17 protein-coding genes are annotated in these 17610 nt (G+C 68.9%); 12 read left to right on the top strand and 5 right to left on the bottom strand.

Annotation, left to right across the window (positions count from 1 at the left end):
- Nucleotides 1-146: 146 nt before the first annotated feature.
- Nucleotides 147-1436, bottom strand: a complete 1290-nt coding sequence (locus ACQPYM_RS29255; protein ID WP_433006782.1) for a class I SAM-dependent methyltransferase — start codon at nucleotides 1434-1436, stop codon at nucleotides 147-149.
- Entirely contained in the window at nucleotides 1433-2764 is a 1332-nt protein-coding gene (locus tag ACQPYM_RS29250) for an FAD-binding oxidoreductase (RefSeq protein WP_433006779.1), read from the bottom strand. The genes ACQPYM_RS29255 and ACQPYM_RS29250 overlap by 4 nt, the downstream gene beginning before the upstream one ends.
- Nucleotides 2765-2918: 154 nt before the next feature.
- Between ACQPYM_RS29250 and ACQPYM_RS29245 the strand changes: the two genes are divergently transcribed.
- The 4 genes from ACQPYM_RS29245 to ACQPYM_RS29230 are packed head-to-tail and all read left to right on the top strand — an operon-like array spanning nucleotide 2919 to nucleotide 5944.
- Nucleotides 2919-3539, top strand: a complete 621-nt coding sequence (locus tag ACQPYM_RS29245) for a TIGR03086 family metal-binding protein (protein ID WP_433006776.1) — start codon at nucleotides 2919-2921, stop codon at nucleotides 3537-3539.
- Nucleotides 3540-3588: 49 nt separating this feature from the next.
- The gene (locus tag ACQPYM_RS29240; protein ID WP_433006773.1) at nucleotides 3589-4518 is read left to right on the top strand and encodes a 2-hydroxyacid dehydrogenase; all 930 of its coding nucleotides are present in this window, start codon (nucleotides 3589-3591) and stop codon (nucleotides 4516-4518) included.
- 50 nt (nucleotides 4519-4568) lie between these two features.
- Nucleotides 4569-5660 (top strand): WD40/YVTN/BNR-like repeat-containing protein, encoded by a 1092-nt coding sequence (locus tag ACQPYM_RS29235; RefSeq protein ID WP_433006770.1) that lies wholly within the window; start codon nucleotides 4569-4571, stop codon nucleotides 5658-5660.
- Nucleotides 5660-5944 (top strand): ubiquitin-like small modifier protein 1, encoded by a 285-nt coding sequence (locus tag ACQPYM_RS29230; protein ID WP_433006767.1) that lies wholly within the window; start codon nucleotides 5660-5662, stop codon nucleotides 5942-5944. The genes ACQPYM_RS29235 and ACQPYM_RS29230 overlap by 1 nt, the downstream gene beginning before the upstream one ends.
- Before the next feature lie 206 nt (nucleotides 5945-6150).
- Here ACQPYM_RS29230 and ACQPYM_RS29225 read toward each other — a convergent pair whose 3' ends face one another.
- Together ACQPYM_RS29225 and ACQPYM_RS29220 are read right to left on the bottom strand one after the other, a co-directional pair.
- On the bottom strand, nucleotides 6151-6366 hold the full coding sequence (locus ACQPYM_RS29225; protein ID WP_433006764.1) for a CHAP domain-containing protein: 216 nt from the start codon (nucleotides 6364-6366) through the stop codon (nucleotides 6151-6153).
- Between the two features lie 39 nt (nucleotides 6367-6405).
- Nucleotides 6406-6591 carry a hypothetical protein gene (locus tag ACQPYM_RS29220; protein ID WP_433006761.1) on the bottom strand — a complete coding sequence of 62 codons (186 nt, stop codon included), beginning with the start codon at nucleotides 6589-6591 and terminating at the stop codon, nucleotides 6406-6408.
- Between the two features lie 161 nt (nucleotides 6592-6752).
- On the opposite strand from ACQPYM_RS29220, the gene ilvD reads away from it, so the two are divergent.
- From ilvD to serA, 6 genes are all read left to right on the top strand, one after another.
- Nucleotides 6753-8429, top strand: a complete 1677-nt coding sequence (gene ilvD / locus ACQPYM_RS29215; protein ID WP_433006758.1) for a dihydroxy-acid dehydratase — start codon at nucleotides 6753-6755, stop codon at nucleotides 8427-8429.
- A gap of 303 nt (nucleotides 8430-8732) precedes the next feature.
- On the top strand, nucleotides 8733-10481 hold the full coding sequence (locus tag ACQPYM_RS29210; protein ID WP_433006755.1) for an acetolactate synthase large subunit: 1749 nt from the start codon (nucleotides 8733-8735) through the stop codon (nucleotides 10479-10481).
- Nucleotides 10481-11176, top strand: a complete 696-nt coding sequence (ilvN, locus tag ACQPYM_RS29205; RefSeq protein ID WP_433006752.1) for an acetolactate synthase small subunit — start codon at nucleotides 10481-10483, stop codon at nucleotides 11174-11176. Before ACQPYM_RS29210 ends, ilvN begins: the two co-directional genes overlap by 1 nt.
- 54 nt (nucleotides 11177-11230) lie before the next feature.
- Nucleotides 11231-12250, top strand: a complete 1020-nt coding sequence (gene ilvC, locus ACQPYM_RS29200) for a ketol-acid reductoisomerase (protein ID WP_020392833.1) — start codon at nucleotides 11231-11233, stop codon at nucleotides 12248-12250.
- A 120-nt stretch (nucleotides 12251-12370) separates the two neighbouring features.
- The gene (locus ACQPYM_RS29195; RefSeq protein ID WP_433006749.1) at nucleotides 12371-13567 is read left to right on the top strand and encodes a serine protease; all 1197 of its coding nucleotides are present in this window, start codon (nucleotides 12371-12373) and stop codon (nucleotides 13565-13567) included.
- Nucleotides 13568-13678: 111 nt separating this feature from the next.
- Complete coding sequence (gene serA / locus ACQPYM_RS29190) at nucleotides 13679-15277, top strand: phosphoglycerate dehydrogenase (protein ID WP_433006747.1); 1599 nt, start codon at nucleotides 13679-13681, stop codon at nucleotides 15275-15277.
- Nucleotides 15278-15482: 205 nt separating this feature from the next.
- On the opposite strand, the gene ACQPYM_RS29185 is transcribed toward serA, so the two are convergent.
- The gene (locus ACQPYM_RS29185) at nucleotides 15483-16049 is read right to left on the bottom strand and encodes an O-methyltransferase (RefSeq protein ID WP_328326545.1); all 567 of its coding nucleotides are present in this window, start codon (nucleotides 16047-16049) and stop codon (nucleotides 15483-15485) included.
- Between the two features lie 258 nt (nucleotides 16050-16307).
- Here ACQPYM_RS29185 and ACQPYM_RS29180 point away from each other — a divergent pair, with 258 nt between their 5' ends.
- Nucleotides 16308-16460: a hypothetical protein gene (locus tag ACQPYM_RS29180; RefSeq protein WP_433006743.1), complete on the top strand. Its 153-nt coding sequence runs from the start codon at nucleotides 16308-16310 to the stop codon at nucleotides 16458-16460.
- The gene (locus ACQPYM_RS29175) at nucleotides 16457-17521 is read left to right on the top strand and encodes a 3-isopropylmalate dehydrogenase (RefSeq protein WP_433006741.1); all 1065 of its coding nucleotides are present in this window, start codon (nucleotides 16457-16459) and stop codon (nucleotides 17519-17521) included. The genes ACQPYM_RS29180 and ACQPYM_RS29175 overlap by 4 nt, the downstream gene beginning before the upstream one ends.
- Nucleotides 17522-17610 lie beyond the last annotated feature (89 nt).

Raw genomic sequence — 17610 nt, 5'->3', positions numbered from 1 at the left:
GCTGGATCCGGATGACTCAATGGGTTGGCGTGTCACGGTGTCGCAGGAGTCTCCGGTGCTTGTTGCTCCGCAGTTCCGGGAGGCGCGTCACGGCGGGTAACGCTTGAGCGATGGGGGCTCCGGTGGTTTGCGGAGCCCCCACGGGGTCAGCTGCCCCAGGTGGGGCGGAGGGGGAAGTGGGCGTTGGCTTGGTCGTCCAGTTTTACTGCTAGGACCTGGTGGAGTTGGGTGTTGTTGCGTTCGAAGCCGACTCGGCAGGCGGCTAGGTAGAGGCCCCAGACCTTGGCGGTGGGGTAGCCGACTTCGGCTACTGCTTCGTCCCAGTGGGTGACCAGGTTTTCGGACCAGGCCTTGAGGGTGAGGGCGTAGTGCTCGCGGAGGTTTTCTTCGTGGCGTACTTCGAAGCCGGCGTCCTGGGCGTCGGCGATGATGCGGCCGGAGCCGATCAGTTCGCCGTCGGGGAAGATGTAGCGGTCGATGAAGGCGCCGGTGGAACGGTAGCGGTTGTCCGGGCGGGTGATGCTGTGGTTCAGGAGGCGACCGCCGGGCTTCAGGCGGTCGAGCAGGAAGCCGAAGTACGACGGGTAGTTGCGGACGCCGATGTGTTCGGTGAGGCCGATCGAGCTGATCGCGTCGAACTCGCGCTCCGAGACGTCGCGGTAGTCGGAGAAGCGGACCTCGGCCAGGTCTTCCAGCCCGTCGCGTTTGATCGCTGCCTGGGCCCACTCGGCCTGCGCGGCCGACAGGGTGACGCCCACGGCCTTCACGCCGTACTCGCGGGCGGCGTGCCGGACCATGCCGCCCCAGCCGCAGCCGACGTCCAGCAGACGCTGGCCGGGCTTCAGGTTGAGCTTGCGGGCGACCAGGTCGTACTTCTCGAACTGCGCCTGCTCGAGCGTCGCGTCGGCGGTCGGGTAGACGGCGCAGGTGTACGTCATCGACGGGCCGAGGATGTACTCGTAGAAGGTGTTCGAGACGTCGTAGTGATGGTGGATCGCGGCTTTGTCACGGGCCTTCGAGTGGCGCAGGCCCTCGAAGGTGCGGCGCCACTTGGGCAGGTGCTCCTGCGGTGGCGGGGGCGGCGGCTTGAGGTGGCTCCAGCCGAGGCCGCGGACGATGCGCAATGCTTCCGCCGGGGTCGGGCGCTCGAAATGGAGGTGATTGAGCATCATCTTCATCAGGTCGTACGGGTTGCCGGGATGGCTGCCCTCGATCTCCAGGTCGCCCTGGACGTAGGCGCGCACCATGCCCAGGTCACCGGGAGCCGTCAGCACGTAGGACAGACCCCGCTCGGTCGCCAGGTGCATGTGGATCGGCGAGTCCTCGGGCCCGGTCGCGCTGCCGTCGTAGGCGGTGAAACGGAAGGGAAGACCTTCCGGGGCCACCGCCGTGAGCGCTCCTGCGATCGATACCTGCGTCGGGATCGTTGCCGTCATCGGCGCGTCACCGCCTTCTCGTAGAGCCCGGTGAGCCGGGCATCGGGGTCATAGCGTTCCTTCACCTTTGTCAGGGCCGGAACGTTGTAGAGCCGGTCGAAGGTCTCCCGGTCGTAGTAGGCGTCGGAGTACAAGGACTTGTGGCCGTCGAAGTCGGCGACGGCCGCCTCGATCCGCCGGTTCACGTCACCGTCTTCGGCGCCCGGGGCGATCGGCACGGTGCCCCAGAAGCCGACGTTCACATAGGTTTCGCCGGCCGCGAGGGGGTACAACGGCCAAGGCTCGGCGGATCGCAGTCGCAGGGGGCACAGCCAGACCGGCCGCATCCCCACCTCGGCGTCGAACCAGCGCAGGAAGCCGGCCAGCCGCGAGGCCGGGATCTCGACGTCCTGGACGACCCGCTCGCGGTCGGGGTTGCCGCGCCGCCGATTGAGCCGGGCGGCGAACTGATGACGGTTCTCGAAGCCGATGATCTTGTGGTAGACGTCGCTGCGCCGCAGCCGGCGCGGCCAGATCCGCCGTACATAAGGGTTCTGCGCGCCGAACGCCGCCGAGCACCAGAACCAGTCGGTGTCCCAGCGCCACAGGTAGTCGTGCGCCGTCAGAGCATCGGTTGATCGCTGCTGAATCGAGCGATAGAAGATCTGCTGCCCGGTGTAGTCGCTGACCTGTACTGCGGTATCGCTGTTCCGCCCCAACGTCAGATAGGCCTCGTCAGGGCTGAACGCCACGCCGTCGACGAAGTGCACCGGCTCGCCGCCATACGTGCCGTCGGCAACGATCGACTCGATCGCCGGGCCGAGCTCGTCCAGGCCGAGCCGCACATGCCGCAGCGCGACGTACGGCGAGATGCGGTCGAGCTCGATCCGGAGTCTGGTGGCGTAACCGAGGGAGCCGTAGGAGTTCGGGAAGGTGCGGAACAGCTCGGCATGTTCGCCGTCGGGGCGGGCGGTGACGATCTCGCCCGCGCCGGTCAGGATGTCCATCTCCAGCACCGACTCGTGGGGCAGACCGGCCCGGTACGACGAGGACTCGATCCCGAGGCCCGTCACGGCGCCACCAAGCGTGATCGTGCGCAACTGCGGCACCACCATCGGCACCAGCCCGTGGGGCAGGGTCGCCGCGACCAGGTCTTCGTACGTGCACATGCCCTGGACATCGGCGGTGCGGCCGGCCGGGTCCACCGAGATCACCCCGGTCAGCCCGGACACGTCCAGGCCCGGTGTTTCTACCGCCGTTCTGGGGCGAAACAGGTTCGAACTGCGCTTCGCGAGGCGGACCGGAGCTCCCGCCGGAATGCGCTGATAGGACGATCTCAGCCGTCCCACGGCCTGATCGTGATCGAGAGTCGAGGCTAAAGCCGATGTCGATGGCACCTGTTCAGAGTACGACGGGAAGCCGTCTCCGGCACCGAATTCTCACTGCACTCCCACTGCACCTGAAGTGCACTTCAGCACCACAGCGTCAGTGGTCCTACCCGGGGTGGAGATTTTCTTCCGGCCCGATGTCGAGGTGGTGCCCTGGGCTCCGACGTACCGGCGGAGAGACCCGGAGAAGGAGAACTCGATGATCGATCTGCAACCCGCCTGTCACCAGCTGGGCGAGCTCGTCATGGGCATCACGGACGAGCAACTCGCCAACAGCACGCCGTGCACGGAGTACACCGTGCGGGAGCTGCTCGACCATGTGGACGGAGGCGCCCGCGGTTTCGCGGAGGCCGCCGGAGCCGAGGTCACCGACGCCGCCCTGGCCTTCGACGGAGAGTGGCGGGAAGCCTTTGGGCACCGGCTGCTGGTTCTGGCCAAGGCCTGGGACGACCCGGCCGTCTGGGCTGGGGAGTCCGATCAGGGCGGACTGAAGCTCCCGAACGAGACGTGGGGCCGGATCGCGCTGACCGAGGTCGTGGTGCACGGCTGGGACCTGGCGAAAGCCACCGGGCTGCCGTACGAACTGCCCGCCGAAACAGTGCGGGCCTGTTACGAGCACGTGGCCGGATTCCTCGACCAGCCGCCGGTTCCCGAACTGTGGGCGGCTCCGACCGATGTCCCGGCCCAGGCACCGCTGATGGATCGGCTGGTCGGAATCACCGGCCGGCGGCCGTAGCCGAGGTCGTAGTACGAAACTGTCCTGAGGTGCGAGTAAGTTGCGGAGCATGGCTGATTTGGTGAAGACCTTGCTGCCGTGGAAGGACCCCGAGGACTTTCTCGGCGGGCTCCCGGCAGGGATCGATGCGCGGTACTACGCCGGTGGCGAGCGTCCCGCGCTGGACGCGATCGAGTTCTACGTGCCCAGTTACATGGGCTCGTCGGAGGTCGTCGAGGTGATCGCCGAGATGCCCGCGCTGAAGGTCGTCCAGACCCAGACGGCCGGCTTCGAGAACGTGCTGCCGCACCTGCGGGAGGGAGTCACCTTGTGCAACGCGCGGGGTGTGCACGACGCCTCGACGGCTGAGCTGGCGGTCGGGCTGATCCTGGCGTCGTACCGGCGGTTGCCGCGCGCGGTGAAGAACCAGGAGCGCGGCGAGTGGCCGTCGTCGTACCAGGAGCTGGACGATTCGCTGGCCGACCGGACCGTGCTGATCCTCGGCTACGGCTCGATCGGTGAGGCGCTGGAGCGGCGGCTGGACGGGTTCGAGTGTGACGTCATCCGGGTGGCGAGGCGGCCGCGCGACGGCGTCCACCCGATCACGGATCTGCCAGAGCTGCTGCCACGCGCGGATGTCGTCGTGCTGCTCACGCCCGCGACCGACGAGACGCGGGGGATGGTCGATGCCAAGTTCCTGGCGCAGCTGAAGGACGGCGCGTTGCTGATCAACGTGGCGCGCGGCGTCATCGTCGACACCGACGCGCTGGTCGCCGAGCTGTCCACCGAGCGGATCCGGGCCGCCCTGGACGTGACCGACCCCGAACCGCTGCCCGCCGGCCATCCACTGTGGTCGGCTCCGAACGTCCTGATCAATCCGCACCGCGGTGGTGCCTCGACGGCGTTCTCGCCGCGGGTCGCCCGGCTGGTGCGGGCCCAACTCGAGCGCTATGCCAATGGTGAACCGCTGATCAACGTAGTCGCGGGGCCGCCGCGCTAACCAAACCTGTGGCGCGGCGGCGGCCGTGCCGACGATGGAGGAGGACAAAGATGTCCAACGCCGTACTGCTGATCGGAACCAAGAAGGGTCTCTGGATCGGCCGCAGCGACGCCGAGCGCCGGAAGTGGACGCTCGACGGCCCGCAGTTCGAGATGCAGGGGGTCTACTCCGTCGGCATCGACACCCGCGGCGAACGGCCGCGCCTGTTCGCCGGCGGCACCAGCGAGCACTGGGGTCCGGCTGTCTTCCATTCCGACGACCTCGGGCAGACCTGGGACGAGCCACCAGAGGGCTCGATCGGGTTCCCGGCCGACGCCGACGCGTCGCTCGAACGCGTGTGGCAGATCCAGCCGGCGCCGGCCGACCAGCCCGGCGTCGTGTACGCCGGTGCGCAGCCGTCCTCCCTGTGGAGGTCGACCGACGGGGGAGTCCGGTTCGAGCTGGTTCGCGCGCTCTGGGATCACCCGCATCGCAAGGACTGGGGTGCTGGCTTCGGCGGCCAGGCGATCCACACTGTGCTGCCGCATCCCACCGATCCCCACCGCATGAGCGTGGCGATGTCGACCGGCGGGGTCTACCAGACGGCCGACGGTGGTGAGTCGTGGAAACCGGCGAACAACGGGATCAAGGCGTACTTCATGCCCGACCCGGATCCCGAGTTCGGTCAGTGCGTCCACAAGCTGGCGGCGCATCCCGACGTACCGGAGCGGCTGTTCGCGCAGAACCACCATGGCGTCTACCGTTCCGACGACGGTGGTGCGATCTGGAAGTCGATCGCGGACGGGCTGCCGTCGGACTTCGGCTTCCCGATCGTGGTGCATCCGCACGAGCCGGAGACCGTGTACGTCTTCCCGCTGATCGCGGATGGCAACAGGATTCCGACCGACGCGAAGTGCCGGGTCTACCGCTCCCGCGATGCCGGCTCGACCTGGGAAGCGCTGACGACCGGCCTGCCCGATGTTCCGTCGTACGCGCCTGTACTGCGAGACGCGCTGTGCGTTGACCAGGCGGACCCGGCTGGGGTTTATGTCGGGACGCGGGACGGGTGTGTCTACGCGAGCGCCGATGCCGGTGACACCTGGGCCGAGGTGGCGCGCCATCTTCCCGACGTACTGACTGTGCGGGCCGCGGTGGTGGACTGATGTCTGTGCACGTGAAGCTTCCGACGGTGTTGAGACCGTTCGCCGGGGGAGTGGAGCGGGTGGAGATCGACGTACCGGGTGAGCCGACCGTCGGTGCGGTGTTCGCCGCGCTGGAGGCGGAGCATCCGGCGTTGCGCCGGCGGCTGACGGACGACCAGGGCGCGCTGCGCCGGCACGTCAACGTCTTCCTAGGCAACGACAACATCCGCGACCTCAACGCACTCGACACCACTCTGTCCGACGGCGACGAACTCCTCATCCTCCCCAGCGTCGCGGGCGGCTGACAGCCCCTGGGCGAGGGGCGGATAGCAGGTGGCGCCGACGGGCTGCGGATAGCGGGCAAGGCGGGTCTGCGGGAAGCGGGCGAGGCGGGCCGGCGGGTGTGCGGGAAGCGGCCGAGTGGGACGGCGGGGCTTTGGGTTAGCGGATCTGGGGTGCGGGAGTGGTTGCTGGGTGAGGCCATCCAGGCACGGTGGATGGCCTCGGGCGGCTACTGCGCGGCGACCCAGCCGTAGATGTTGCCGGGGCGGCCGGCTGCCTTGGCGCGGGTCGGGTCGAACGGGCCGTGCTTGCGGACGGCGTTGTTGGAGTTGCCTTCGACGGTGCTGATCCTGCCGTTGCCGACCGCAACGACTACGCCGGTGTGCACGCTGGTGCTGGTGTTCTGCGGACCGGTTCCGTAGAGCACGATGTCACCCGGTTGCATGCCGGTGTTGGTCGAGTGGGCCCGGCCTTTGTTCCGGCCTCAGGTGTAGATGTCACCGGTGAAGCCGTAGTTGGGGATGGTGATGCCGGCCTTGCGCCACGTCCAGGTGGCGAAGTGGGCGCACCACGCCTGGCACGGCCCGTACGGGTTGCAGTTGCTGCCAGGTGGCGTCTCGCCCTGGCCGATCTGGCTGTTGGCGGCGTCTGTGGTGTGTAGGAGACACACGCCACCCCCCAGGGCCCGCCTCGCAGCGGCGTGAGCTGCTCGGCTCCCACAATCTGTTATATAACTACCAAAATGCGCAACTGATGGTAATTCTTTAACTAGGAATGTACTGAACAGGGGGTCGGGAGTCTCGCCGGGCCAACGCTCTTACAGTGAGCGGTATGCCGAACACGCCTGATATCAAGCCGCGGAGCCGCACTGTCACGGACGGTCTGGAGGCGACTGCCTCGCGGGGCATGTTGCGCGCCGTCGGGATGGGTGACGACGACTGGGTCAAGCCGCAGATCGGGGTCGCCTCGAGCTGGAACGAGATCACCCCGTGCAACCTCTCGCTGGATCGCCTCGCGAAGGCGGTCAAGGACGGTGTGCACGCGGCCGGCGGCTACCCGCTGGAGTTCGGCACGATCAGCGTGTCGGACGGCATCTCGATGGGCCACGTCGGCATGCACTACTCGCTGGTCAGCCGGGAGATCATCGCCGACTCGGTCGAGACGGTGATGGAGGCCGAGCGGCTCGACGGCTCGGTCCTGCTGGCCGGCTGCGACAAGTCGCTGCCCGGCATGCTGATGGCCGCCGCGCGTCTGGATCTCGCGAGCGTCTTCCTGTACGCCGGTTCGATCATGCCGGGCAAGCTGGGCGACAAGGAAGTCACCATCATCGATGCGTTCGAGGCGGTCGGCGCCTGTGTTCGCGGGCTGATCACGCGCGAAGAGGTCGATGCTGTCGAGCGGGCGATCTGTCCCGGTGAGGGTGCGTGCGGTGGCATGTACACCGCGAACACGATGGCGTCCGCGGCCGAGGCGCTCGGGATGTCGCTGCCCGGTTCGGCGGCTCCGCCCGCGGTCGACCGGCGGCGCGACGGGTTCGCCCGCAGGTCGGGCGAGGCGGTGGTGAACCTGCTGGCCAAGGGGATCACGGCTCGCCAGATCCTCACCAAGGAGGCGTTCGAGAACGCGATCGCCGTGGTGATGGCGCTCGGCGGCTCGACCAACGCGGTGCTGCACCTGCTCGCGATCGCCCGCGAGGCCGAGGTCGATCTGACCCTCGACGACTTCAACCGGGTCGGCGACAAGGTCCCGCACCTGGGCGACCTGAAGCCGTTCGGCCGGTACGTGATGACCGATGTCGACCGGGTCGGCGGCATCCCGGTCGTGATGCGGGCGCTGCTCGACGCCGGTCTGCTGCACGGCGACTGCCTCACGGTGACCGGCAAGACGATGGCGGAGAACCTCGCCGACATCGCCCCGCCGGACGTCGACGGAACGATCATCCGCGCGCTCGACAAGCCGATCCACGGCACCGGCGGGATCACCATCCTGCACGGCTCGCTGGCGCCCGAGGGTGCGGTCGTGAAGAGCGCCGGCTTCGACTCGGATGTCTTCGAAGGTACTGCGCGGGTCTTCGACGGCGAGCGCGGTGCCATGGACGCCGTCGGTTCGTTGAAGGCCGGTGACGTCGTGGTGATCCGCTATGAGGGTCCCAAGGGCGGCCCGGGGATGCGCGAGATGCTCGCTGTCACCGGTGCGATCAAGGGCGCGGGCCTCGGCAAGGACGTGCTGTTGCTGACCGACGGCCGCTTCTCCGGCGGTACTACGGGCCTGTGTGTCGGCCACGTCGCGCCCGAGGCCGTCGACGGCGGCCCGATCGCGTTCGTCCGCGACGGCGACCGGATCACCCTGGACGTCAAGAACCGCACCCTCGAGCTGCACGTCGAGCCCGAGGAGCTCGAGCGTCGGGCCGTCGGCTGGATCCCCAAGGAGCCCGCGATCACCAAGGGCGTGCTCGGCAAGTACCGCCGCCTGGTCACCTCCGCCTCCCAGGGAGCCGTCTGCATCTGAGGAGTCCAGTGCCTGCGGCACCCGTCCGTAGGTGCCCGTCCGCCCCTCGAGCACCAGGTCTTAGACTGGGTCCGTACGTAAGACGGTGATCTCGGATGTCGAGATGGAACTGTGCCGGGCTTGACCGGGTCGAGGGGAGTCGGCAATGGTGACTGCATGCGATCGATTCTTCTCGTACTTGTGCGGCGCGCCGACTGACGCGACCACCGAGTCGAGCGCGCCCCCTCAGCCCACCCGGCGGAGGGGGCGTTTTCTTTTGTGCAGCACTAGATTTCACGGCAGTGACGACCGAGGGAAGGCACCATGAGTGAGCAGCTGACCGGGGCACAGGCTCTGATCCGCGCACTGGAACATGCCGGAGTGGACACCGTCTTCGGCATTCCGGGCGGCGCGATCCTCCCGGCGTACGACCCGATGCTCGACTCGACCCAGATCCGCCACATCCTGGTACGTCACGAGCAGGGCGCCGGCCACGCCGCCCAGGGCTACGCCTCCGCGACCGGCAAGACCGGCGTCTGCATGGCGACCTCCGGGCCGGGCGCGACCAACCTGGTGACCCCGATCGCCGACGCCTACATGGACTCGGTGCCGATGGTCGCGATCACCGGCCAGGTGGCCAGCGCGGCGATCGGGACGGACGCCTTCCAGGAGGCCGACATCCGCGGCATCACGATGCCGATCACCAAGCACAACTTCCTGGTCAACGACCCCAACGACATCGCCAGCACGATCGCCGAGGCCTTCCACATCGCCTCCACCGGCCGTCCCGGTCCGGTGCTGGTCGACGTGACCAAGGACGCGATGCAGGCCAAGGTCGACTTCCGCTGGCCGACCGAGCTCTCGCTGCCCGGCTACCGCCCGGTGACCCGCCCGCACCCCAAGCAGGTGCGCGAGGCGGCCCGGATGATCGCCGCCGCGGAGAAGCCGGTCCTGTACGTCGGCGGCGGCGTGATCCGGGCGAAGGCGTGCGCCGAGCTGAAGCAGCTCGCCGAGCAGCTCGGCATCCCGGTGGTCACCACCCTGATGGCGCGCGGCGCGTTGCCCGACTCGCACGAGCTGCACTTCGGTATGCCGGGTATGCACGGCTCGGTCTCGGCGGTCGGCGCGCTGCAGCGGTCCGACCTGCTGATCTGCCTGGGCGCGCGGTTCGACGACCGGGTGACCGGCAAGCTGGACTCGTTCGCTCCCGAGGCGAAGGTGATCCACGCGGACATCGACCCGGCCGAGATCGGCAAGAACCGGCACGCCGACGTGCCGATCGTGGGTGACTGCAAAGAGGTCATCGTCGACCTGATCGCCGCGCTGAACAGCGAGATCGCGAGCAGCGGCCGGACCCCGGACTACTCCGCCTGGCGCGGCCTGCTCGACTCGGTCAAGGCGAAGTACCCGGTCGGGTACGACGAGCCGGAGGACGGCAGCCTCTCCCCGCAGTACGTGATCCAGCGGATCGGCCAGATCGCCGGACCGGACGCGATCTACACCAGCGGCGTCGGCCAGCACCAGATGTGGGCGGCTCACTACCTCCCGTTCGAGAAGCCGCTGCACTGGCTGAACTCCGGCGGCCTCGGCACGATGGGGTACTCCGTGCCCGCGGCGATGGGCGCGAAGGTCGCGCGGCCCGACAAGACCGTCTGGGCGATCGACGGTGACGGCTGCTTCCAGATGACGAACCAGGAACTGGTCACCTGCGCGCTGGAGGGCATCCCGATCAAAGTCGCGGTGATCAACAACCAGTCGCTGGGTATGGTCCGGCAGTGGCAGACGCTGTTCTACGACAAGCGGTACTCCAACACCGACCTGCACTCGGCCCGGATCCCCGACTTCGCCAAGCTGGCCGAGGCGATGGGCGGCGTCGGGCTGCGCTGCTCCGACAAGGAGTCGGTCGACGCCACCATCGACAAGGCGATGTCGGTCACCGACCAGCCGGTCGTGGTCGACTTCGTCGTGCACCGGGACGCGATGGTCTGGCCGATGGTTGCCGCCGGCACCAGTAACGACGACATCCAGATCGCCCGCGACATGGCGCCGAAGTGGGACGGGGAGGAGCTGTAATGTCGAAACACACCTTGAGCATCCTGGTCGAGAACAAGCACGGTGTGCTGGCTCGCGTCGCCGCCCTCATCTCGCGCCGCGGATTCAACATCGACTCGCTGGCCGTCGGTCCGACCGAGCACCCCGAGGTGTCCCGGATGACCATCGCGGTCAGCGTCGACGAGCAGCCGCTGGAGCAGATCACCAAGCAGCTGAACAAGCTGGTGAACGTGATCAAGATCGTCGAGCTCGAGCCGACCGCCACCGTGCAGCGCGAACTGCTGCTGGTGAAGGTCAAGGCGGACACCCTGAGCAGGGGGCAGGTGCTGGAGACCGTCCAGCTGTTCCGTGCGAAAGTGGTGGACGTCGCTCCGGACGCGATCACCATCGAGGCCACCGGTAATCCCGAGAAGCTCGAAGCCATGCTCCGGGTGCTGGAACCCTTCGGCGTCCGCGAGCTGGTCCAGTCCGGCATGGTCGCGATCGGCCGGGGCAGCCGCTCCATCTCCGACCGCACCCTGCGCCCGGTCCCGGTCCCGCCACCGCACGTGGCTTCCGGAGCCCCGGCCCTGCAGGCCCGCCCAGCCGGTGCTGCGGCTCCCGCACCGGCTCCCGCCCCAGCTTCTGCAGCGGCCGGCGCTCAGGCCGGCTCCGCGTCCCACCCGGTGCCGGCGCCGCCGCCGGGCCACCGTCCCGCCCCGGCCCGCCAGGCCTGACCCCCAAACTCAAAACAGCAAAACCAAGGAGACGAGCTCCCAGTGGCAGCAGAAATGTTCTACGACGACAACGCCGACCTGTCGGTGATCCAGGGCCGCAACGTGGCCGTGCTCGGCTTCGGCAGCCAGGGCCACGCCCACGCGCTGTCCCTGCGCGACTCCGGCGTCGACGTCCGCGTCGGCCTGCCGGAGGGCTCGAAGAGCCGCGCCAAGGCCGAGGCGCAGGGCCTGCGGGTGCTCACCCCGTTCGAGGCGTGCGAGGAGGCCGACGTCATCGTCGTGCTCGCCCCGGACCCGGCGCAGCGCTCCCTGTACAAGGAGGCCATCGAGCCGAACCTGGTGGACGGCGACGCGCTCGTCTTCGGCCACGGCTTCAACATCCGGTTCGGCTACATCAAGCCGCCGGCCGGCGTGGACGTCTTCATGGTCGCCCCGAAGGGCCCCGGTCACCTGGTCCGCCGTGAGTTCAGCGAGGGCCGCGGCGTGCCCGTGCTCGTCGCGGTCGAGCAGGACGCCTCCGGCAAGGCCTGGGACCTCGCGCTGTCCTACGCCAAGGGCATCGGCGGCCTGCGGGCCGGCGGTATCAAGACCACCTTCACCGAGGAGACCGAGACCGACCTGTTCGGTGAGCAGGCGGTGCTCTGCGGTGGTGTCTCCGCGCTGATCCAGTCCGGGTTCGAGGTGCTGACCGAGGCCGGCTACCAGCCCGAGGTCGCGTACTTCGAGTGCCTGCACGAGCTCAAGCTGATCGTCGACCTGATCTACGAAGGCGGCATCGCCAAGCAGCGCTGGTCGGTCTCCGACACCGCGGAGTACGGCGACTACGTGTCCGGCCCGCGGATCATCGACGCGTCGGTGAAGCAGCGGATGGTCGACGTGCTGGCCGACATCAAGGACGGCACCTTCGCGGCCCGCTTCATCGCCGACCAGGACGCCGGCGCGCCCGAGTTCGCCGAGTTCCGCAAGAAGAGCGAGGAGCACCCGATCGAGGCCGTCGGCAAGGAGTTGCGCGGTCTGATGGCTTGGGTCAAGTCGCACGACGACGACTACGTCGAGGGCACCTCCGCCCGCTGACCGTAGTACCGGTAGCTTCCAGCCGAAACGCGTCCGGGTCGCCCTCGTGGGTGGCCCGGACGTCGGCATTGTTTGACACAATCGGTGCTGGCGGTGCGCAGCGAGTGATCGGGGGAGTCGATGGTGGACAGCGGCAGGCGTGAGCTGCCGAGGCCGCCCCGACGCGTCCCGCCCGGACAGCCTTCGCAGCTGACCTCGATCGAGGCGCCGCGACCAAGGCCGGCCGCTGCCACGCCGGCCGAGCCGCCGTTGCCGCCGAAGTTCCGGCTGCGCTTCGTGTTGCCGCTGGTCGTGTTCGTGCTCGTCCTGGGTGCGGGCGCCGGGTGGTTGGTGCGTCAGAACAGCCTGACCCTCGACACGGCGGAGGTGCTCGAGACCGCCGGCCCGAGCGTCGTCAAGGTGCTTGCGACGACTTGCGAGGGCACCGGCGTCGCCAGCGGCGTACTGCTCGCCGACGGGCTGGTGCTGACCGCCTCCTCCTCGATCAAGCAGCCGATGTCCGTCGCGCTGGTGACCAACACCGGCGAGGTTCGCCCGGCCAATGTGCTCGGCAGCAGCACGGACGGCGTCGCCGTACTGCGGATGGTCGGTCAACTGCCCGGGAAGGCTCAGCTCGCCCCGAAGGATCCACCAGCCGCTGCCGAGCGGGCCGTCGTGGCCTACATCGCCAACGGGTTGCAGACGATCCAGTTGCTCGGCCCGTCAGAGGCGCCGACGCCGCTTACCAACGTGCTGAACGCGACGAAGCTCGGTGCCCCGGCCCTGGACAGCAAGGGTCGCGTGGTCGGCCTGATCACCGGCGACACGGTTCCCGCCGCCAAGATCGTCCCGCTCGGCAAACTCCGTCAGTACGCCGGTACCGGGCAGCCCGGCATCACGCCGGAGCCGGGCGGCAAATGCCCACGCTCGCGCGGCCCGCAGCTCCCGATCGTCCCCGAGTTGGCGGTGGCCAACACGCCAGTGGCCGGTGAGGCTCAGAAGCTGCTGGGGAACTACCTGACCGCGACGAACAAGCACGACTTCGCGGCGGTCCAGCAGTACTACTCGAAAGCGCTGGCCCGCTACCTGACCGAGAAGCGGGACCGCGACAACCACCAGACGTCGTACCTGTTCGGGGCCCGGATCATCGAGGTGACCCAGCCCGGTGCCGAGGTGAACGCCCGGATGACCTACACCGCGCTGTTCTCGCCGAACAGTCCCGGGGCCCAGGGCCAGACCTGCCACCGGCTCGACAAGCGGTACCGGCTGGTCCGCGAGAACGGCCGGCTGGTGATCGACTCGGCGCCCGCCGTCCAGCCGCTGCGTGCCTGCGACTGAGATGAGACCCAGCGGGCGGCCGGATCCGCGACCAGGTAACATCGTGACCAGCGGGCACAGCGCTGTGCTCTGACTTTCGAGCACCCAACCGCTTCCGCAGGAGATGTCTCCATGACAGTCGCAGCCCGACCCGTCGTCCTGATCGCCGAAGAACTCTCCCCGGCCACCGTCGAGGCGCTCGGCCCCGACTTCGAGATCCGGCACGCCAACGGCGCCGACCGCGCCGAGCTGATCCCGGCCATCGCCGACGTCGACGCCATCCTGATCCGCAGCGCCACCAAGGTGGACGCCGAGGCGCTGGCCGCCGCCAAGAAGCTGAAGGTCGTCGCCCGGGCCGGTGTCGGCCTGGACAACGTCGACGTCAAGGCCGCCACCCAGGCCGGCGTGATGGTGGTCAACGCGCCGACCTCCAACATCGTCAGTGCCGCCGAGCTGGCCGTCGCGCTGCTGCTGGCCGCCGCCCGCCGGATCCCGGCCGCCGACCTGTCGCTGAAGAACGGCGAGTGGAAGCGCAGCAAGTACTCCGGTGTCGAGCTGTTCGAGAAGACCGTCGGCATCGTCGGCCTGGGCAAGATCGGCGTCCTGGTCGCCCAGCGGCTGGCCGCCTTCGGCATGAACGTGATCGCCTACGACCCGTACGTGCAGGCCGGCCGCGCTGCCCAGATGGGCGTCCGGCTCGCGTCGCTGGACGAGCTGCTGGCCGCGTCCGACTTCATCTCCGTGCACCTGCCGAAGACGCCGGAGACGATCGGTCTGATCGGTGACGAGCAGCTGCACAAGGTCAAGCCCGAGGTCATCATCGTCAACGCCGCTCGCGGCGGCATCGTCGACGAGCAGGCGCTGTACTCCGCGCTGAAGGAAGGCCGGGTCGCCGCGGCCGGCCTGGACGTGTTCGCCAAGGAGCCGTGCACCGACTCCCCGCTGTTCGAGTTCGAGAACGTGGTCGCCACCCCGCATCTGGGCGCGTCCACCGACGAGGCGCAGGAGAAGGCCGGGATCGCGGTCGCCAAGTCCGTCCGGCTCGCGCTGTCCGGTGAACTCGTCCCCGACGCGGTCAACGTCCAGGGCGGGGTCATCGCCGAGGACGTCCGCCCGGGCATCTCCCTGACCGAGAAGCTCGGCCGCATCTTCACGGCGCTGGCCGGTGGGGTCGCGCAGCAGCTCGACGTCGAGGTCCGCGGCGAGATCACGCAGTACGACGTGAAGGTGCTCGAGCTGGCCGCGCTGAAGGGTGTGTTCGCCGACGTCGTCGAGGACAACGTCTCCTACGTGAACGCCCCGCTGCTCGCGGCCGAGCGTGGCCTCGAGGTCCGTCTCCTCACCGACCACGACAGCCCGGAGCACCGCAACCTGATCACCCTGCGCGGCACGCTTGCCGACGGCGGCCAGGTGTCCGTGTCCGGCACCCTGGTCGGCGTCAAGCAGTCCGAGCGGCTGGTCGAGATCGACGGCTTCGACCTCGAGGTCGAGCTCGCGGCGCACCTGGCGTTCCTCAGCTACGAGGACCGCCCGGGCATCGTCGGCGCCGTTGGCCGGATCCTTGGTGAGTCCGACATCAACATCGCCGGCATGCAGGTCAGCCGCGACCGCAAGGGCGGCAAGGCGCTGGTCGCGCTGAGCGTCGACTCCACCATCCCGACCACGGTCCTGGACGACATCGCCACCGCGGTACAGGCCGACACCGCCCGGGCCGTCGACCTCGAGGTCTGAAGCCCGTTCGATTCACCCCGGGGCTGGCTGATGACCCCGGGGTGAGGGCACACTGGAACGGATCTTTCTCGGCGCGCGCGTCCTGGAACTGATCGCAGGATCCGGCCTGCCGCCCGCAGGCGCATGGCGGCCGGCCAGGGCCCGAGCCCTCCCACCCGGGAGCGCGCTCGGGCCCACCTGCATTTCCCGGGCGGTGCGGACGGTTTCAGCGCTTGGTGGCGAGCAGGACCGCGGCGTCGGTGGCGACCATGATCTCGACGGTGGTGAAGCGCTTGTCCTGGAGCCATTCCTGGCGCAGCGTGTCGACCCGGCCCTCGTACATCGGCGGCCACACGGCCGACGGGGTGAAGTCGTCCAGGACGACGAAGCCGCCGGGCTCGACCGCCTCGGCGATCACGTCGCGGGCCGAGAGCTTGGCCTCGCGGGCGTCGACGAACAGCAGGGAGAACGGGCCGCGTTCGATCAGGGCCGTCCAGTCCGCCGACAGCACCTCGATCCGGCCGTCGTCGGCGAAGAGTTCCTTGACCACCTGGGCCAGTTGGGGGTCACTCTCGGCGGTGACGATCTTGGTGTCGTCCGTCGCGCCGTGCCGCAGCCAGGCCGAGCCGACGCCGCAGCCGGTACCGACCTCGCCGAGGGTTCCGGTCCGGGACGCCGCCAAGGTGGCGAGCAGCCGGCCGGTCTCGTTGCGGGTCGCGCTGACGAATCCGCGCCGGCCGGACAGGCTGAGGGCCGCGGAAACCAGCGGTGGCAGTTCTGGGGGAGCACTCACCGCCTGAGAGTTGCACAGCATCGGCCCAGCCGTGTCACTGGCATCTCACATTGCGGGACAGAGTGCCCGCATTGTGGCGAGATAGTCGGACGTCAGAGTATCTTCGGACCCATCATGCAGTTCGTGGTACGCCTTATTCGCTGCCGCGCCGGGGTCCGCTGAGGCCGACCTCCCCGGCGCGGGTTTCGGCGTACCTCCCGCCCGGTAGTGCCAGTCGTCGGCCGTTTGTGACAAGCACCAGACCAAACGGGAGACAGCATGTACGACATGTATCCGGCTAGCTGGCAGGTTGTCGACGGACGCGAGCGCAAAGCCGCCCGCCGTCGCCGCCCCGCTCCGCGCAAGGCCGAGACCCAACCAGTCCAAGAGGCCATGAACCGCCGCGACAACGGGGGAGAACCCAAGAAGTGAGCAGCAAGCTCGAGTCATCAAAGAAGGCTTTCAAGCTGGCGGTTGTCGGTGGCGACGGGATCGGTCCCGAGGTCACGGTCGAGGCGCTCAAGGTGCTCGACGCGGTCAGCGCGAACCTCGGCGTCACGTTCGAGCGCACGGAGTACGACCTGGGCGCGAAGCGCTGGCACGCCACCGGCGAGACGCTGCCGGACGCCGAGCTCCAGGAGATCCGCGGCCACGACGCGATCCTGCTCGGCGCGATCGGCGACCCGACGGTGCCGTCCGGCATCCTCGAGCGGAACCTGCTGCTCAAGCTGCGGTTCACCCTCGACCACTACGTCAACCTGCGGCCGTCGAAGATCTACCCGTCCGTCGGCTCCCCGCTGGCGAACCCGGGCGAGGTCGACTTCGTCGTCGTCCGCGAGGGCACCGAGGGTCCGTACACCGGCAACGGCGGCGCCCTGCGCGCCGGTACGCCGGCCGAGATCGCCACCGAGGTCTCGGTCAACACCGCCTACGGCGTGGAGCGGGTGGTCCGGGACGCGTTCGCCCGGGCCCAGGCGCGGCCGCGCAAGAAGCTGACGCTGGTGCACAAGACCAATGTGCTCGCGTACGCCGGTTCGCTGTGGAAGCGGACCGTCGACGCGGTCGCGACCGAGTTCCCGGAGGTGACGGTCGACTACCAGCACGTGGACGCGGCGACCATTTTCCTGGTCACCGACCCGGCCCGGTTCGACGTGATCGTCACCGACAACCTGTTCGGCGACATCATCACCGACCTGGCCGCCGCGATCAGCGGTGGGATCGGGCTGGCCGCGAGCGCCAACATCAACCCGGAAAAGACCGCGCCGAGCATGTTCGAGCCCGTGCACGGCTCGGCTCCGGACATCGCCGGTCAGCAGAAGGCCGACCCGACGGCGGCCATCCTGTCCGCCGCGCTGCTGTGCGACCACCTCGGCCTGACCGAGGCCGCGGCCGCGATCGAGGCTGCCGTGACGGCCGACATCGAGGAGCGCACCGGCGCGCCGCGGACCACCGCGGAGATCGGTGACGCGATCGCCAAGCGCGCGGCCGGCTGAGCTGATGGACTCGTACGACGCCCGCCCGGCCGGCGCCACCCGGCGCCGGGGCCGCGGCGAGAGACTTCAGCACGCTCGCCTGACCACTT

Source organism: Kribbella sp. CA-294648, assembly GCF_050943845.1.
Lineage (GTDB): Bacteria > Actinomycetota > Actinomycetes > Propionibacteriales > Kribbellaceae > Kribbella.
The sequence above is the reverse complement of the archived record's forward strand: the minus strand, read 5'-3'. Positions and strand labels throughout refer to the sequence as shown.

What these genes read in the sequence shown, in the direction of transcription:
- ACQPYM_RS29255 (WP_433006782.1), bottom strand. Translation starts at nt 1,436, where the DNA reads ATGACGGCAACGATCCCGACGCAGGTATCGATCGCAGGAGCGCTCACG.
- ACQPYM_RS29240 (WP_433006773.1), top strand. Translation starts at nt 3,589, where the DNA reads ATGGCTGATTTGGTGAAGACCTTGCTGCCGTGGAAGGACCCCGAGGAC.
- ACQPYM_RS29235 (WP_433006770.1), top strand. Translation starts at nt 4,569, where the DNA reads ATGTCCAACGCCGTACTGCTGATCGGAACCAAGAAGGGTCTCTGGATC.
- ACQPYM_RS29230 (WP_433006767.1), top strand. Translation starts at nt 5,660, where the DNA reads ATGTCTGTGCACGTGAAGCTTCCGACGGTGTTGAGACCGTTCGCCGGG.
- ACQPYM_RS29225 (WP_433006764.1), bottom strand. Translation starts at nt 6,366, where the DNA reads ATGCAACCGGGTGACATCGTGCTCTACGGAACCGGTCCGCAGAACACC.
- ilvD (WP_433006758.1), top strand. Translation starts at nt 6,753, where the DNA reads ATGCCGAACACGCCTGATATCAAGCCGCGGAGCCGCACTGTCACGGAC.
- ACQPYM_RS29210 (WP_433006755.1), top strand. Translation starts at nt 8,733, where the DNA reads ATGAGTGAGCAGCTGACCGGGGCACAGGCTCTGATCCGCGCACTGGAA.
- ilvN (WP_433006752.1), top strand. Translation starts at nt 10,481, where the DNA reads ATGTCGAAACACACCTTGAGCATCCTGGTCGAGAACAAGCACGGTGTG.
- ilvC (WP_020392833.1), top strand. Translation starts at nt 11,231, where the DNA reads ATGTTCTACGACGACAACGCCGACCTGTCGGTGATCCAGGGCCGCAAC.
- ACQPYM_RS29195 (WP_433006749.1), top strand. Translation starts at nt 12,371, where the DNA reads ATGGTGGACAGCGGCAGGCGTGAGCTGCCGAGGCCGCCCCGACGCGTC.
- serA (WP_433006747.1), top strand. Translation starts at nt 13,679, where the DNA reads ATGACAGTCGCAGCCCGACCCGTCGTCCTGATCGCCGAAGAACTCTCC.
- ACQPYM_RS29180 (WP_433006743.1), top strand. Translation starts at nt 16,308, where the DNA reads ATGTACGACATGTATCCGGCTAGCTGGCAGGTTGTCGACGGACGCGAG.